This window comes from Streptomyces sp. NPDC018029 (assembly GCF_044327655.1).
GTDB lineage: Bacteria > Actinomycetota > Actinomycetes > Streptomycetales > Streptomycetaceae > Streptomyces.
Map to the genome: position 1 here is coordinate 205,045 of NZ_JBIRFV010000007.1, position 17,522 is coordinate 222,566.

General features: G+C 67.5%; 5 protein-coding genes and 1 pseudogene. All 6 read right to left on the reverse strand.

The genetic code is table 11. The features are described 5' to 3' along the window. Window positions 1–17 precede the first annotated feature (17 nt). Window positions 18–2,936 carry a BREX-2 system phosphatase PglZ gene (pglZ, locus tag ACH4D5_RS22460; RefSeq protein WP_398305266.1) on the reverse strand — a complete coding sequence of 973 codons (2,919 nt, stop codon included), beginning with the start codon at window positions 2,934–2,936 and terminating at the stop codon, window positions 18–20. Beyond that, window positions 2,933–6,820 (reverse strand): DUF6079 family protein, encoded by a 3,888-nt coding sequence (locus tag ACH4D5_RS22465; RefSeq protein WP_398305268.1) that lies wholly within the window; start codon window positions 6,818–6,820, stop codon window positions 2,933–2,935. The genes pglZ and ACH4D5_RS22465 overlap by 4 nt, the downstream gene beginning before the upstream one ends. 92 nt (window positions 6,821–6,912) lie before the next feature. After that, a pseudogene (locus tag ACH4D5_RS22470) lies at window positions 6,913–8,219 on the reverse strand (DNA/RNA helicase domain-containing protein). Between the two features lie 160 nt (window positions 8,220–8,379). Beyond that, complete coding sequence (locus ACH4D5_RS22475) at window positions 8,380–8,670, reverse strand: hypothetical protein (protein WP_398305271.1); 291 nt, start codon at window positions 8,668–8,670, stop codon at window positions 8,380–8,382. Window positions 8,671–8,978: 308 nt separating this feature from the next. Further along, window positions 8,979–12,605, reverse strand: coding sequence for a BREX-2 system adenine-specific DNA-methyltransferase PglX (gene pglX, locus ACH4D5_RS22480; protein WP_398305274.1), 3,627 nt, complete (start codon window positions 12,603–12,605; stop codon window positions 8,979–8,981). Further along, a complete protein-coding gene (gene pglW, locus ACH4D5_RS22485) occupies window positions 12,577–17,301 on the reverse strand; it encodes a BREX system serine/threonine kinase PglW (protein WP_398305277.1) in 4,725 nt (1,574 codons plus the stop codon). Before pglW ends, pglX begins: the two co-directional genes overlap by 29 nt. Between the last annotated feature and the right edge of the window lie 221 nt (window positions 17,302–17,522).

A 17,522-nucleotide genomic window follows, 5' to 3' on the forward strand; every position in this document is an offset into this window, starting at 1 on the left:
TGGCGGCATGGGGAGTTTCAGTCCAGGTCGAACTGCATGCGGAGCAGGGAGACATCGAGGCGAACGGTCCGTCCGTCCGGCAGCGTTTCCAGGACTTGCACGCCGTCATAATTGAGGAGTTGGCGCAGGATCGCGGCAAACCCGTCTGCTCGGGTCACCGGGTAGGACACGCGCTGCGCCAGCGCGGACACCGGCAGCGTTCCCCCGGCATCGAGCAGGGCCCGAATCGCCCCTTCGACCTTGTCCATGGGTGGCTTGCGGGCGAGCAGGCCGATCTGTCCCTGGAACGCTTCTGAAGCGAACAGGGCCGGGACAAGGACGTCGTCGTGACCGACGAAGGCGGTGGTCACCAGTGTCTCCGCGGCATCGGGCGACGGGATCACCGCGACCTCGAACAACGAGTCGTGTGTACTCGCCACTTGGGCCTGAGCCTGTGCCTGGGCCTTCGTCGGCTTCTGTCGCGTCTGCCGCTTTGCCGTAGCCGTAGGGGCGGGCAGGGCGGCGACGGGGACAGCTGGAGGAGCGGACTCCTCCAGCAGCCACCAGACCGGTCGCTGATCCGCCAGCTCCCGCCAGGCCGGAGGAGGGGCCGCGCCGAACGGCAGGAAGGCCAGCACAGGAATCGTGAACTCGGCGAGGGACGCCCCACCGTGGTATCCGGCCTTGCGCGCTGTGTACCGCGAGTCCGCGTCCCACAGCGCGACGATCGATCCCCCGGGTTCGGGCGCGACGACCCGGGTGCCGTGCAGCGCGACCTCGGTCGCGCCCACCTCGCTGCCCGGAGCCCGGTGCCGGGCGGAGAGCGGCGAGTCGACGTCGACTTTCACTCCGTGCCGGTCCACGACATGCCCGTGGTCGCTGGTGATCACCACCGCCATCCCCTGCGAGGCAGCGATCCGCAGCAGATCCGTAAGGCCCGGGATGTGCCCGGCCTGCCAGGCGCCGTCGCCCAGCTTCTGCTCCTTGGCGAGCCGGTCGTCAATCGCGTTGAGGACCACGGCCACATGCGTGCGCCCGTCCATGAGCGCTTCGGTGAGGGCTCCCCCGAATGTGTCTCCCGCGCTGTCGGCCCGCAGGTCGTCCTTGTGGAAGACGGCGGCCTGCGCACCGTTCCAGAGCGGAAGGGCGGGAAAGAGCTGGGCCTCGTCCTTCTGCGTTCCCTGCGTCAGTCTGCCCGCGAACAGCGAAGTACGGGATACGGAGGTGAGAGTGGGAAGAGCCGCCGCCATGGCGCGGCGAAGCGGAGCCCCCTGAGCAGCCACCGGATCGAACTCTGCCCAGGTGGCGCGCAGCTCCTCGCCCAGTTCGGTGGCGATGGCCGCGCTCATCCCATCCAGGACGATCAGCAGCACGCGCCGGTCGGACGCACCGCGGACCACGGGCTTCACCACCCGGTCCAGGAACGTCTCCACCGTAAGCATTCCGCCGGGATCGGAGCCGGCCGCGGTCCAGGTCGCCAGGACGGGCGCGAAACCACGGTCGATCTCGTGGCGCCGCTCGCGCACACGCACGGCCAGTGAGTCGTACGCGGTTCTCAGCCGGTCGTCGGAGTCACCTCCGGCCTCGATGTGCTCAAGGGCGCGATCCACCCAAGCGGTCTCTTTGAGGTGGCGCTCGATGGCTCCGCCCACGTGGGACGCCTCGGTCTGTGGCTCGGTGGCCAGCCATCGGACGAGCCGTTGGGCCATCCGGGTCCGCTCGATCCGTGAGCGAACCTCTGGCCCCTGTGCAAGCTGGTGTCTGCTCAGGGAACGCACGGCGGCATCGAGCGGTCCCGGCACACCGGCCGTCAGAGCGTCTCCGACGGCTGTGAACCTGGCGTCCAGGCCTGCCGACAGGATGGGACTGGTCCTGGCGGCGGCTTCCGCGCCGAACTGGCGCACCAGTGCCGAGGCGCGCTCCAGCACCGTATCGCTGGTCCTGCGGGCCTCGCGGGTCGTCTCCGAACCTGCCGCACGGTCCCTGGCGGCTGCGGCGAGCAGCGTGCCCACGTAATCCTCCGAGGCCCGGCCGAAGGCGGTTGCCATGGCGTCCAGCTGCTCTCCCTGGGCTGAAGGACGCTCTCCGAACCAGCGCTCCGCGCGACCGCGCGCCGTGTAGACGGCAGCATCCGGCTCGCCATGGCACCACAGTGCGGCGCAGACGAGTCCGAAGGCCACCGCGTCAGGACCGTGCTCGGCCTCGACGAGGTCCAGAAGTGCCCGCCCCGCGAGTCCGGCTCGGTCGTCCTCGCCCAGGAACTGCGCCAGGCCGCCGCGCTCGGGGCCGCGGAGCGCCAGGAAGTGCTCCGGACGCCCCGGAAGCAGGGACCATTCCAACAGCGCGTGGGTGTCCAGGCGGTCGGCGGACGTGGTGTGGTCCTGACGTGCGGCCTCGTCCTCGTAACTGCCCAGCCTCAGGCGGCGCAGCGCCAGCGCGGACAAGGCCGTGCCGCGCGACAGGATGCCGCCTCCCAGCCGGGGCCAGCCGCCCCTCGGCGGCGCGGCGTCGAGGAGGGCCTCCGCAGCCCACTTGTCGTCCCTGAGGCGCTGGTCGACCTGATGTGCTCCGAAGGCGTCCCGCACCACGTCCCAGCTGTCCACCGTGTCGATGCGCTTCTTGTGGGCGCGGGCCAGGATGGCGGGGTCGAGTTCGTTCTGTTCGCGGTCGGTCAGGACTACGAGCAGGGCGGGGCCGGACGCCGTGTCCGGTAGATGGGCGAGCAGCAGTTCGTGCACGGCAAGCGGGGAGGGCGCCGCCACGATCCGTGCCGAAAGGCCGTCGCCCCAGACGTGCTCGGCGGGCCCCTCCCACTGCGGTGCGGAGCGGAGCAGCACCGCCCGTCGCCGGCCCAGGCCAGTCAGGGCGTCTGCGAGGGAAGTCTGGGTCGCCAGGTACTGGGTGATCGTCGCGAGGTTCAGTCGCACGGCCACCCTGCTGGGCGTGGCCGTGCTCATCCCTCGACGGCCTTCCAAGTGATCTCGACCTCAACGCCGGGTTCGCGTGCGGCCAACTCGGCTATCTCGGCGTGGAGCTCGGCCACCGCCCTGGAGGCGGTCGTCCGTCCGCCCCCTGAGCGCTTCACGCGTCCCGTAGCCGACGTGTCTGTGCCCGATCGCTGCGTGGGGATCGGCGGATGACTCGTGTGCGTGTCGAGGCGTACGTCACCGGGGCTCGGTACCGGGGGAGCGGGCACCGGAGCCGTCGTCGCCCGGTTGCGCTTCACCAGCGCGAGGACCTCGCGCTGCGTCCTGGCCAGGGCATCCTTCAGGTCGTTGGTCCGCTGGTCGCTCTGCGCGGCGTTGCGCAGGGACTCAAGGAGCGCTTCCCCCTCCGGACCTTCCGAGGTGGCCAGGTCGAGCGTGGTCCAGGATGCCGAGTTCAGTGCTTGCGCCACCCCACGGGCCTGCGTGATGGAGGTCCCGAACCGGTCGGCGCCGACCGAACCGAAGTCGAAGGCAGCCAGGGCCTCGACGGTTTTCCGGGCGCCTGCAGCGCCCTGACCGGCCGAACGCGTCAGCCCTTGGAGGAGTTCGACGGCCCGCCGAGCGAGGGCGAGGCGTCCGCCCTCGGCGGTCTCGTCGAGCTGGAGAAAGCCGGCGTGCCGCTCCAGCTGGGTCACCAGCTCACGGGCCGCCTCGAGGTGGGCGCCCGCCTGCTGGGCGATCTGCCGGGCGAGCTGGTTGACCATGCGCCCGCGTCGCAGCGTGGGAGCAGGATCGCCGAAAACCGTGGAGAAACGCTCGCGAGCGGCAGACCAGTCCTCCTCGGACGGCAGCGGCTGGCTGCGCAGCGCGTCATGGTCCTTGATCTCGTTCAGTTGGGGCGCCGGGTCGAGCGGGGTGCCCGCGCGAACCCACACCCGGTCGTCCATCTCGGCGAACGAGGCCACGACAAGGCGGGCGAGGAAGACCGGCAGACCGCGCGGTGTCGGCCGGTCCGTCCAGTCGGTGAGGGTGATCAGGCTGAGGTCTCCGGTCACGCCCTGCCCCCTGGCGAGTTGCCGGAAGTGATCGGCCCAGTACTCCGACACCTCGAAGTACGCCTCCTTCTGCTGCCCGAGGCGCAGCGGAGCAGCTACGCGGCGCATCAGGCTCCGGTCGGAGGCGGGGACTTCGACGCGTCCGTCGCGGGCCTCGGCTGCGGCTTGTACGTGCGTAAAGACCTTCTTGGCGTCGGCAGGCCTGACGACGGTTCCGGTGCCTTCGGGATCGAGGTCCGGGTGGTCCGGGTACTGGCTCGCGAGCAGCTTGCCGGCGATGTGCCGGATGCCGTCCCGCAGCGACTGGCCGAAGGACAACGTCAGTCCTTCGACCTCGCGGAGGGACTGCAGATGGTCGCCGAAGCCGAGTTCCACATCGGTGGCCTTCTTGTCGGCGAGGCCGTATGCCTGCTTGAAGGCCGCCTTGACGTTCTTGAGCAGTGACTCCCGCTGGGTCTCCAGGAGCCCCTTCGCGCGAGCGCGGTTGTCGGGGCTCAGGTGGCTCGCGTACTGGCCGTCGAACCGCTGACTGTCGGACAGGGCCTTGTCGATGACGACGAGGCGGCGGAAGTCGGCGTACCGTTGGCTGGAGAGGTGGGTGGGCAGCCAGGCGACGCTGCGGGACGGCTCGCCCTGCCGCTCACGCAGCCGCTGCATCCGGATGGCGTCCTCGCGAGGGCCCCACTCGCTCTCGTCGAAGGGCAGGTCGATCACGAGCCGCCAGTGCCCGTCCTGCTGAGGCATGAGGTCGTGGTCCGGCAGCTCGTCCACATCGGCGACATTGCCGAACACCACCTCGACGCTGCGCTCCGTGCCCCGCCACGCGAAGTGCAGCTCATTGATCAACTGGTCCTGATCGACGCAGAGTTCCTCGACGAGGAGGCGCTTGGCGAGGGCCTCGCGGTTGCCGGGATTGTCGTTGACGTTGGCATTGGCGATCACCGAGTCGACGTCGACGCCGGACAGTTCGAGTCGCACACCCGGGTTGGCCTCGGTGCCGGTCTCTTTGATCTCGGGGAAGCGGCCCGCCCACTCGGCCACCTTGTTCTTCAGGATGCCGTACTCGCGGCCGGGGATCGGGGCGGTCACCGAGCCGTAGTTGAGCGCGGAGAGGCGCCGGATGGTCAGATCGGACAGGGCCGGGACGCTCGGGGCTAGCGCGGAGAGCAGGAGCGTGCCGATGATGCGGTTGTCACCGATGAACTGCTTGATACGGGTGAGCAGGTCCGGGTCGGTGATGCTGTCGGGCCGATTGGCGTACTGCTCGATGACCTCCTCCGACACGTTGTGCGTGAGGATGAGGTAGGGCCGCAGCTTCGTCCGGTACAGCTTGTCGGCTGCCTCGAAGACCACCTTCAGGCTGTCGGTGAACGGCTTGTCGCCGCCCGCCGTGATCAGCGGGTAGAGATCGCCGACCGGGATCAGGTCGCCGAGCCGTAACTCGGCCCGGTGCTCGGCAAGCAACTGTCCCATGAGCTTCATGCCGGTCCGGTTGCGCTGGAGCGCGGACGACACGTGCACGAGGGTGTCCATGAAGGCGGGCGAGAAGGGGTACGTCAGCCGGAAGCTCTCCTCGTCCGCGCCGACGCCGTCCGCCCCACGATCGGAGCCCAGGAGGGTGTCCCACACCTCTTGGCGGATCCTGCGGGTCTTCTCGAACTCCGCGTTCACGAGGGCGGCGGCTTCGTCGTCCTTGGGCTTGAGCAGCCGGGCGTGCGCGACCTGCGGAAGGTTGCGGTCCTCGAGCGTGATCTTGTCGAACCGCCCCGAGGCAAGGTTGAGCGTGTCCTGGATGGACGCCTCGGCCGCCCCCGACACCTCCTCGCCGACCAGCTCACGAAGGTCGCGCTGACGGGCGATGAACGAGATCACCGGCACGGCACGGCGGGCGTCGCCGCCCTCCACGAAGTTGGTGATCTTGCCGGCTTCCCGGGCCACGAACTTCTGGTCGTGGATGAGGGTCGCGAGCCACAGGATCAGCTCGTCCATGAAGAGGATCAGCCCGTCGTAACCGAGCGCCTTGGCGTGTTCGGCGATCACGGACAGGCCGGCGTCGAGTGAGACGAAGCCGTGCTCGTCCTCGACGGCGTTCTTCGCGAAGCCGGGCAGCAGGTGTGTACTCGCGTCCTGGACGAGGCGCGCCCGCAGCTCGGCGGGTGTCGACGGGCTGACCAGGTTGAGAGCCTGGCCGCCCTCGCGGATCTCCTCGGCGGCGAGGGCGGTGTCGAGCAACTGAGGCGTCCAGCCGAAGGCCTCGCCCCACTCGTCCTCTTCCTCCGCGCCGTCGCCGCCGTCCGCCGAGGTGAGGCCGCCGATCACCGCCTGGTCGCCCATGCGGGACCGCATCGCGCGGATGTCATCGAAGAGGGCGTCCGTCCGGTACACCTGCGGTGTCGGAGCCTCGGGATGCAGCTTCTTGACATGACTTACGTATCCACCGAGGATCCGCTGCTCCAGGGCCTTGGCCCCGAGCATGTGGTACGGCACGAGCAGGAATCGCTTTCCCTCCGTGCCGAGCCAGTCGTGCTTGGTGAGAACCGGGTCCAGGTCGGTCCGGGCGCGTGCCGCCGGGGCCCCGCTGAGCAGTGCGTGGAGCACCGCCATGAAGTGCGACTTACCGGAACCGAATGACCCATGGAGGTAGGCCGCCTTCGACGTGTGTCCGTCGAGAGCGGCCCGGATGAGACCGAGTGCCTCGTCGAAGTTCTCCAGCAGCCGCTCCGTGACCACGTAATCTCGGAGAGCGCGCTCGGCGCCCTCCGGGGCCGTCGCCTCCGAGAGCTGGAGGACGAAGTCTGACGTGGATATGGACTCCTTGATGTCGATGACATCCCGGAGTAAGAGCGGCTGTTGAGCCATGGACGATCACTCTCCGACGGGCGGTTGCGCGGGTTCATCTGATCGTATGACTTGCAACGGTCGTCGGATGACCTCTTTCCGCATATGCCCGACTACACGAGGACGTTTGCCTCCGCCTCGGACGTCGAACTCACGAGCGAGCGCAGCTTGTCGCGTGTCTCCGGGTCCGTCGAGTAGATGATCGTGCCGACCATGCCCCGCGTCAGCAGCACCTTGTAGGTGTTGCGGATCAACCGGTTGATTTCGCTGTCCGGCGTCGCCTTCGTGAAGATCGGGTCCTTCGACGCGGACCGATCCACGACCCAATGGTCCGTACGCCACACCAGATCGGGGCCGATGATCACACCCGACCAGTCGTACTCGAACCCCTGCGCGGTGTAGACGCAGCCGACCTGTCCGAAACCGTCCGGGTCGGTGGCCCACAGGGGCGCGGGCGGTGCACCGAGGACGGACCGGTCGCCGTACACGTTCCAGGGCCGCGCCCACTGACCGATGACGACATCGGCGTGCAGAGCGGTCATCCCGCGCCCGTACAGCTCGCCGAGGACCGACAGGGCGACGACGCTCTTGCCGGAGCCGGGACCGCCGGTCACCACGACGACCTGCTTGTGGTTGGACCGCTTGGCCTTGCGGACGGCGGACGTCACCTTCTCGTAGACGACCCGCTGTTCGGCGATGAGGACGAACGGCTCGCGGTCGCGGATCTCAGTCGCCGCCAGGCCATCAACTGCTTCGACGGCCGGATCTTGCCGTCGAGCAGGAGATCTGCGGCCTGTGCGCCCGGCTTCGGGGTGAGCCGTGAGCGCAGGAAGCCCAGAAAAGGCGCCGCGCTGCTCGCCGGTGTACAGGCCAGCCGTGCTGGTCCTCCTCGACGCCCCGCAGGCCCGCAATGCGGGATCCAGCGGCGTTGTGCAGGGACGCGACCTCGGCCAGGGACTTCGGCATCCGCTCAAGCGCGCCATTGACCGACAGCAGGTAAGTAGCCCCGGACCTGCTCGATCGGATTGAGAACGGCTTCCGGCTGCGCGTCGATCCGGCCCAGCAGCGGCTCGTCCTCTCCCGGGTGGGCCGTGCTCCACTGCTTCAGTTCGACGATGACGTACGGCGGTTCGCCCGTGGTGGGGTGTACGCCCGCGAGTACGGCGTCCGCGCGCTTGCTGGTGAGGGGCAGGCTGTACTCGATGAGTACTTCGACGTCGTCGAGCCTGGCCCCGATGAGGGCGTTTGCTAGAGCCGGAAGGCTGCGTTCCCGCGACCTGACTTCCGACTGCCCGGCGTTCCAGCCGTGCAGATGACGGAAGTTCTCGGACAGGTGCAGCGTCAGCGACCCTTCGAGGATATGGGCGGCCACGGATGCCGCGGTCTCACGGAAAGCAAGAAAAATGCCCCCAGGCAGCACGAAGAAGACTCGTACGGGTGGGGGGCATGTCTTTCGGGGTCCACCGTGCGCTCTCGCGAGATGGATCAGGAAGCCCGTCGGGCCGCTGAGGTTGGTCCTGACCGTCCTAGGTGAGGGTGTTGATCACGGGGGGGCGGGTCGGCAGGAGAGGGCGGCTCTGTCAACTGGGCTGCCTGCTCCGGGCGCTCACCTCGGCGAGGAGGGCACTCAGCAGCTCGCTTTGCGTGAGGATGCGGAGGCGGCCGGGGCCGGCGTCCCACTCCTGGCCGCCAGCTAGCGGACGCAGTTGGACGTACGGGCCCTCGTGGCCCATGACGTGTCCGACGCGGTCACGCCCGCTGTCGTGGACGGCCTCGCCTACGGTGGGCGCCCGGTCGGCGTCGTCGGTCACCCGGGGATCCCCCTTCGCGATCACGTCCGCGAGCATGAGGGCGATCGGGGCTGAGCACACGCCGAGGCGGATGAGGGCGTACTGTGCTTCGGCCTCGCGGTCGTCCGCGCCTAAGGGGTGCGGATGTCCATTGTGGGGAGCTGGATTCCTGCTTGGGAGAGTGTAGTGGCGAGGGCGTCGCGGGCTTCGAAACGGCTTCCCGGGCCTTGAGGTGTGGGGAGCGTGCGGTGTGGTGGTTCATGTGGGTCCTGGTTGGTATTGCTCGTTCGCCTCGGCAATCAGCGGCGGGCTGTTGGGCGACTGACCAGGCGAGACAACGGCCCCCGCGATCTGTTCCGATCGTGGGGGCAGTTGGCGTAGCTGGTGGGCTACTTCTTGGTGGTACGTCGCCCTCTGGTCGCGGCAGCCGGGCGCCAGGCACGCAGGTCATCGTCGGTGAGACCGTGCTTGCCCTGTTCCATCTGCCGGTCGCCCTCGAAGAACTTGGCGGGGGTCGGGGAGAAGAGAGGGTCGGGTTCGTTGTGCCACTGGGTCAGCCACGGCTGGAGTTCGAGCATCCCGGCCAGTAGGGGGGTGGCTTCTTCGGTGGTCAGGCCCTCGTGGGTGGCGATGTACGTGTCGAGCGCGATCGCCTGCTCTCGATGGTCCCAGCCAGCCCAGCCGTACAGGTCCGGGGTGGCGACATTGGCCCGCGCGTACGAGATGAACCGCTCCTTGGGCACGTCCAGCTTGCCGCGTGCGCGCCAGTAGGAGGGGCGCAGGAAGTCGGCCGAGGTGTACTTGGGCGGTACGGGGATTCTGTCCCGGATCTTCCGCTTGGCCGGCTCATCGGGAGCGGCGTCCTCCTGCCGTTGGAGATCCCAGACGTGCTCCCAGTCCGCGCGCTTCTTGAGGGCAGCGGGCTTGTAACGCAGAGCGGCCAGGAAGGGCACATGCTCGTCCGTCATCAACTCGGTGATGACGGCGTGCAGTTCCTTTCGGGGCGCGTAAATCTTGGTGACGGAGACGAAGTCCTCGTCGCGGGAGAGATTGTCGGTGAGGCGGGAGAGGGTGACGAGTGCGGGCATCCCGTTCTCGTCGAACCAGTGCGCACGGTCCTCGATCCGGTCGAGCAGCCAGCTCCGCAGAGCTTTCTCCTGGAGCGAGTCCCACCCTTCGGTAGCCCAACGCCGCTTGTACTCCGGCCGCTCGACCATACCGATGGCGCGGGACGACTCGATGGCGTCAATCCGCTTCTGCACGACCTCACGATAAGCGGGGGGCCAGTGCTCGGGGATCTCGGTGATGGGCATAGAGCCATGCCGCTTGAACCACTCGTCGCTCGCCTCACCTTGCGTGACCCGACGCGCAAGCACAATTTCAAAGGCACGCTCGCCAAGAGCGAGGCTAGGGATGTCGAGGGAGTGCGGGTCCTCGGAGACACGTAGATCCTCAAGGTGTAAACCGTAGAGTGAGTAGACCTGCCAGTCCAGCTCCTCCTGGAGCCCGATCACCCGCGCGCGGGCGGAGTGCCAGGCGTCGCGAGCCTCTCGTAGGGAATGGGCAGTAGCAGCAGAGGATCTACCCGTGAGCGGTGAAAAGGCCGCACCGTTGAGTTGATGGGACAAAGTGTCTATGGCTGTGGCGAGAGCGGTGGGATATCTTTCTGGTAGCGGGAACCTTTCGACGTTTGCTCCATTGAATTGGTAGCGATTCTCCCATTCTTGATCTTGGAAGCCCCGGCCGAGACCGCTGCCGCCCTTGTTGTGGCAAGCCATTTTGAGCCACAGGGCGGCGACCGAACTATTTAGTACACCGAGAAGTTGCAGGTGCTCCTCTGTGCTGGCGCCTTCGCGCAGTTTGATCGCGGGAGCGGTTTGCTTGAACGCTCGCCCTTCGCGATCGAGAGCAAAATGGTTGTGGGTGGCGACCTCTGCGAAAGTGATGGACAGGGGTGTGCGTAACTTGTGAGAATAGTTCTCCAGGTGTACATACCAAGGATAGTGATCGGTGATGCGCTTGCCGAAGATGATCCGTCGCGATAAGAGGGTGCGCGACGGCCAGAGGAACCTCTTGACGAGAGGGTGGCTCTCATCTACAGGTTTGGAATTCGACAAATCCTGGTAAGGGTTTGCTACCTTCACTGTTTTGGTAATGGTGAAGTCCCGAACGTACTCGCCTATCACGAGATCACGAAAATGCTCCTCGGTTCCTATTCTTTTGACTGTGGCGATATCTGCCACGAAGAACGCGTCGTCAGTTCCGCTATTTGTTGTACGGCCAATGCTTTCTGATATTGACCCCAAGAGTTGCGAATTGGTCTTCGTGATGAGCTCTACCATTTCGAGTCCGCCGTCGGCCAAAACCCATGGTTGCTTGCCGAAGTAGCGCTCACGTTCCAAATCGTCCACTGAGACCCATTGGCTGGCGGACCCCGGGTTGTCTATCTGTTGCACGATCGCGTTCCAAACCAGCCCATCCTCTCCGTTCTCTGGTGCGGCAGGCTCGCCTTGGATGCTTCGTACTGTACGGATCATTGCTGACCGATTACTTCCCCCGCGTGGCTTGCCAATAAGGATCACCGTGGGCGTTCCGTGGCCGGGAATGTACGCGCCCGAGGTGTCAATGACCTCGGTTAGTTCTGTTTCGTGCCCAAAGTACGTCTCGATGAGCTTTGACCCGAACTCCCGCTTCATGAATGAGTTCGCTGTTATCTGACCGACAGTGCCGAATGCGAGTCCGGTCTTGACGTCTCCGGTCTTTGCCAGTTCGAAAAAGCGCTGAGCGAACGGAACCGAAAGCGCATAAGTGCCTGCACATGCCCTGTATAGATGCCGGTAAAGTTCGTTGAGATTTCGATCCTGTACTGTTATGTATGGCGGATTACCCACTACCACGTGATACCGCCCCGGTTCCAAGATCCCCGGGTGTTCATGCACATCCTCAATCTCATACTTGAAGTCGGCCAGCTCATCAGCCCCCTCCTCCAAGCCATCAAACAAGTTTCCCTGCTTGTGCCGGTGCTTGATAAGTGAGTCGCCCACCGCCAAATGAATCGGCCACTCGTACTTGGCCGCCTCCGCCAGCGTCCGAACCCCACCCGCAGCCATAGCCGCCACCAGCAACCGGAATCGAGCAATGGCCACCGCGAACGGGTTCAAGTCCACCCCGTGTACGGAGTCCAGCGCCTCCCGCACCCGCTCATGCACGTCCTTGCCCGGACGGCCGTCCGCCCACAGCCGCACCAGCCGCCGAAACGCCCCCAGCACAAAGTGCCCCGACCCGCACGTAGGGTCGATCATCTTCAGGCCCTCGTACCCGAACTCCCGTACCGCCGGATTCATCGTCCGGTCGAGGATGAACTCCTCTACGAACTCCGGGGTTTGCAGCAGCGCGTACGTCTTCCGGGCCGCCTCGCTCAGGTCCTGATACAGGTCACCCAGGAACCGCGTATCCCAGCCCCGCGTCCCGTCGCCGTCTTCCTCCAGTGGGTCCGTGAAGTCGTGGATGAGGCAGCCGTCCTCATCTCGCCCCCTCCAGAAGTCCACCAAGTCCCGCGCCGCGTCATGCGACAGCGGAATCTGGAACAGCGGATTGTGCCGCCGGTCGAACAGCAGCCGCCCCGCCTGCCCGGCCCCCAGCTCCTCGAACGCCCGCTCAAGCCAGCCCCGGTACGTTGGGTCCTCCGACTTCGCGACGTACTCCTCGAACCGGGCAAGCGCCAAGTCACGCCGGTCCGGCTCCGGAGCCGTCAGGTACGGCTCGGGTATCAGTCGGTTGTCCTCGCAGAACCGGACGAAGACCGTGCCCAGTATCCACGCCACCGCGACCTGGGTTATTCGCTCGTCCAGCCAGGAGTTCCACGTAGCGCCCGTGCGGCCCAGCTTGCGCGCCCGTTCGTACTCAACGCGTAGCTTCTCCCCCTCCGCGACCACTTTGACCTGCTTGCCGAGGTCGGCCTCGACTAACTTGACCTGCTGCTTAAGGTCATTCAACAGCTCCTTGCGGTCGATCACTTGCCGCACCCCTCATCGCGTTCACGTCCACTTCGCCCACATCCCCCGCCGTCCCGGAGAGGTAGTCCTTCTTGACCCACGAGTCCGGAAGATCGATCCATTCGCCCAGGCCGGCCTGGTACGCCACCGCCCTATGCCCCAACTTCGGCTCACGCGACGGGTCCGCCTGCGGCACCAGCAACCACAACCCCCGCCCACCCTGCCGAGCCGCCTCCGCGAGCCGGTCGAGGACGCCCATGCCGTCGTACCGGGCGAAGACAGCGGCCTCGGTCAGCAGCACCGGGCCCGAACCGGCGAGCCCCGGCGCCAAAAGTTCCCGTACCCGCGGCTCCACCGAGCCCCACGCGGTCCGCGCGTACTCGCTGAACTTCAGCGCACCCCGCGAGCCGGGCTCCGCCACGTCCGCCTTCAGCAGCGTCTCCCATGTCGGCTTAGTGCCCGGCGGGACGAGCGCGTGCATCGACGACAGGAAGAGCTCGGTCACCGATACCGCCTGCGCGCCGATGCGCTGCCCCGCCAGTCTCCGTACCGCCTCGACCGTACGGGCGTGGTGCACCGTCAGAACCCGGTAACCGTCCCGACAGGCCGAGGCGAGGAGGCGCTCGTCGGCGCGGACGCCGCTCGCGACCAGCGGGTCGTCGGAGTAGCGCGTCACCGCGCCGGCCTCGGTCGACTGCCGCCATTCCGCGACCGTCAGGTAGGTCGAGGCGCTGTCCATCCGCGTCGGCAGATAGCGGAGCGTCTTCGTGTCCTCGCGCGTCGACAGTGTGAGGTCGAAACCGGCGTCGCGCAGCGCCTTGGTCAGCGGGCCACCGGTCGGCAGTTCGTGCGTACTCGTGCCCCGAGCGTCCCTGATGACCAGCTCCGGGAAGCGGGCTCGGACCCGATCATGGACGTCCTCGCCCGTCAGACCGGGCTGCCGCTCTTCCGGTACGCCCGGGATCAGCCGCACCAGACCGGCCTGGGTGAGGCGCAGGGCCCGGACCAAAGGCAGGTCACGCGGATAGACCTCCAGGCGGGGAGTGGCCGCCGCGTTCACGGACGCGGCGGCAGCCAGGACGACCAGTCGCCGTTCGTCCCAGTCCACGACACCGGGCGGCGGGGTCAGCGCACCCAGCTCGCTCAGGACCGTCGTGGCCGTCGGCAAGGTGTCCAGACGGGTCAGGCGATCGGCTGTCCTGCCCAGGCGGGTCGCGTAGTCGAGGAGTCCCGGAGCCGTTGGGGTATCCGGAGCGTCGCCCTCACGCACATCCAGCGCGAGCAGACCCGCCGCCAGTACGTCCTCCGTCGCCCTGCGGTTGGCCTGGTGCTGGAACTCCGCCTCGTCCGGGTGGAGTTGCTCAACCTCTACAACAGCCCGGACAGCGGCCAGCGCCAGGGCCCGTCGCTGCTCGCGTCCCGGCAACTGCGTACCGCGTCGTACGGCGAGGGCATCGGCGATCTCCACGGCGGGGGCGACCCGGCCGAGGCCCACCAGCAGGCCGACGATCTCATCCCGTAGAGCCTGGATCGCAGGGTGCTTCTTCCAGCGCTTGCGCTCCTCCTTCAGCATCTGCAGAATGCGCCCGGCGGACAGGCCCAGGGCTTCGGCGACATCCTTCTGCTTGGGCCAGACGCCGATGCCGGGAAGTTCTCCGCGCTCGTCGGGAAGGCGCAGCAACAGCCGTACCATCTCGACCTTGTTGCTGTTTGAACGGTTGTTGTTCAGCTCAGGCACGAAGAGGGTGGCGAGAGTGTCCAGGCTCACCGAGCGCAGGACTGTCTCCGTCAGGCGCGCCGCTCCCTCGTCCGTGGCCAGGGCTCCGGCTACCACCGATTCGGTGGCGGTGAGCTGGGCGAGTTCCTCCTTCGCCTCCGCACGGCCCTTCGGCGTGAGTGGCGAGAGTGCGGCCTCGCGCAGCAGCTTGCCCCACTGGCGCTGTCGGCGCTGTATCTCGGTGCGGGTCTTGGTGCCGAGGCCCGGCGCGTTGAGGAGTTTGCTGCGGCTGTAGTCGAGGAGGCCGCCGACGGTCGTGATGTCGAGGCCGTAGAGGAAGGACTCCGCGGCCGGGGTGAGACCGGCCGCAGAGAGGTGAGTGTCGCGGGTGACCGCCGCCGCCAGACGCTCACGCTGCTCGTCCGCGGTGAGCGGCTCCGCGTCCGCAATCGCCGCCGCATGCTCGCCCGCCACGGCTTCCTGCGGTGCGGGCTCGGGGTGGCGGGAACGGTGAGTGGACGGCACCGTCTGTGTGGCATCCAGGAAGATCTTCCGCCAGGCGTCCCGCATCGGCTTCAGCTCGGCGAAGCGCTTCGTCGCATCCCGGTGGAGGGCCTTACGGAAGAAGGTGACCAGGCTGTCCCGTACGGCGGGTTCGAAGGCGTCGGCCTGGACGGTCGGGTACGGGAAGTCCTTCGGATCCGTCATCCTCGGCGGGAGCGAGCCGTCGCCCCACTTGGGCAACTCACCCGAGGCCATCTGGTGGAGGGTGACGGCTATCGCGTACCGCTCGGCGTGCGAGTCGTACGCGGTGCGGGTCAGACTGCCGATGAACGGATCGAGGTAACCGTCGGTGCCGGCCTCGTAGTCCTTCGCCGGGTAGCCCGCGAGGGAGAAATCTATGAGGACCAGTTCGCGGGTGCGGTTGGGACGGATGCGTATGGCGATGTTGTCCGGCTTGATGTCGCGGTGCCAGACGCTCTCGCCCTCCAGGAAGTCCACGGCCCCGAACAGGTAGTCGCCGTACGCCTCCAGCTGGTCCATCTTCAAACGGCCATGCTCGCGCAACTGGCGCGCGACCGTCTCCTCGCGGCGACGGGTGCGCGTGTGGGTGCTGGTGCTGGATTCGGGGGTCTCGGCGTTCGGTTCCGCGGCTTCGCGTTCGTCGCCCACGTACTCCAGAGCCAGGACGGTACGCGAGCCGATGCGCAGGGGTTGCGGCTCGACGAGCCGGATCACGCGGGAGTCGGGCCGCAGCCGGTTCATCACCTCGGCCTCGCGCACCAGGACCTGGCCCCTGCTGTCCGACAGGGCTACCTTCAGGACGGCGAGGGGCCGGGTCTTGCGTGCCTCGGCCTCCAGGTCGCGTACGAGGAAGGCCCGGCTGGTGGAACCGGTCCCGAGGCGGCGCCGAACTTCCCACCGTCCGCCGAGCACATCTCCGGTCACCGCTTCGAGGGGGTCCTTCTCCGGGGGCTCGGCCGGTTCGGGGTCGGGCGCCGAGACCGGGGCGGTCAGACCGTCCTCGACGATCTCCAACATCTCCAGGAACTCGTCCACGGAGGACAGGCGTTGACCGGGGCGGTAGGCGGTCGCCGCCTGCACCAAGAAGTCGATGTCCTCGGACAGGTCGTCGACCAACGAGCTGGGACGCAGGCCCTCGCCCGCCTCAAGGCGGGCAAGGAGTTCGGCCTGGCTCGCGGCCGGAGCGCGGCCCGTGACCAAGAGGTACGTGAGGACGCCGAGGCCGTACACGTCCAGGTAGACCGGGTCGGCCTTGAGGGCGGTCAACTCCGGTGCGAAATACGGGTCGGAGCCCTCCGCCAGGTGCATCGCCGATAACGCGGTCGGCGCGAAGCGGGTGGCTCCCTGCCCACTGACGCCGTCCGTGCCGGATGCGCGCTGGGTGGCGATCTGCCAGTCCGATATCTCCAGGCGGGGGGTGAGCCAGGCGGCGTCCTCCCCGACCGCCCGACCGCGGCGGCCCCGGTCGCGGGGGATGACGTGAACGGCGCGGGCGGCCAGCGCCCGGTGGTGGATGCGGGCGGAGTGCGCGGAACGTATCGTCTCGGCGAGCTGGCGGACCAGCGCCATCCGGCCGAGGATGTCGAGATCCTTGCCGTGCTGGAGCAGATACTCGTCCAGGCGCAGCGTGCGCGGGTCGTAGTCGAAGATCAAGGACGGGCCCGCGGAGTGCCCAGACGGGTAGTACTGCTTGAGCTGGACCACGCCCGGGTGCTTGAAGCGCTGCAGCACGGCCGCTTCGCGGCGGGCCGCGTTCTCCACCGACCGCCGGAGCGAGGCGTCCGATCCGCGTTCACTGAGGTAGACGCGGACCCGGGCCACCTCGGGCAGCTCGCTGTGGTTCGCCTTGTAATCGGTCCAAGTCGGCCCGGAATCAAACGACTTGCGGTCCAGTTGGTACGGGCCGACCTTGTACTCGGCGTCACTGCGCCGGATACCGATCCGTTCGAGCTTGGTCTTGATCTCACGGGACTCGACGGCGTTGATACGGCGCCGCTCGTCGCGCGGCGGTTGCTTCAACATGGTGACCAGCTCGTCGACCGTGTGGACGCCGTTCTGATCGTGGGCGGGCAGGCGGACACGTAACCCGCCGTCGGTGAAGCAGACGGCCTCGCCGACCCACACCCGCCTGCCGTTCTGGCCGAGCAGCGTGGCCAGTTCCTTCGCCTTCTTGTTGACGAGGTGGAGCGGGTTGCCGTGCGGGCGACGATGGCCCCCAGGGGTGGTCTGCACCCAGGTGCCGTTCTCGCTGGTCACGGAGCCGTGCCAGTCCTTGAGCTCGATCATGTGGACGCCGCCGGGCGCGACGACGAGGAGGTCGACCTCGCGGACGTGTCCGGTGTGGGCGGTGAAGGTGAAGTTCGACCACGCACGCCAGGGGTCGGCGTCCGGCAGCCTCTCTCGGATGGCTTCCAGGCCACGGTGTTCATGGTCGAACTCGGACTCGGTGACCGTGGTCCACCGGCCTTGCCGCATGCGCTTTCCCCGCCCCTTGAATCTGTCCCCAGCCACTGCCCGTTCGTGTTTACGTGCCGCTTCCACCACGTCACGGACCTGGTGAATCCTAACCGTGGCCGACGACGGCGGGTAAGTCGTGCGTGGAACCGCAGTTTTCGATCCTGTGGGGGCGCGTGTCAGGGACACGTGCGGAACGCAACGATGCCGGCGCTCCCACGCGCCCCCCTTCCGGCCAGCTC

Excerpts from the sequence above, each read along its gene's own strand:
- pglZ (WP_398305266.1), bottom strand. The coding sequence starts at position 2,936 with ATGAGCACGGCCACGCCCAGCAGGGTGGCCGTGCGACTGAACCTCGCG.
- ACH4D5_RS22465 (WP_398305268.1), bottom strand. The coding sequence starts at position 6,820 with ATGGCTCAACAGCCGCTCTTACTCCGGGATGTCATCGACATCAAGGAG.
- pglW (WP_398305277.1), bottom strand. The coding sequence starts at position 17,301 with ATGCGGCAAGGCCGGTGGACCACGGTCACCGAGTCCGAGTTCGACCAT.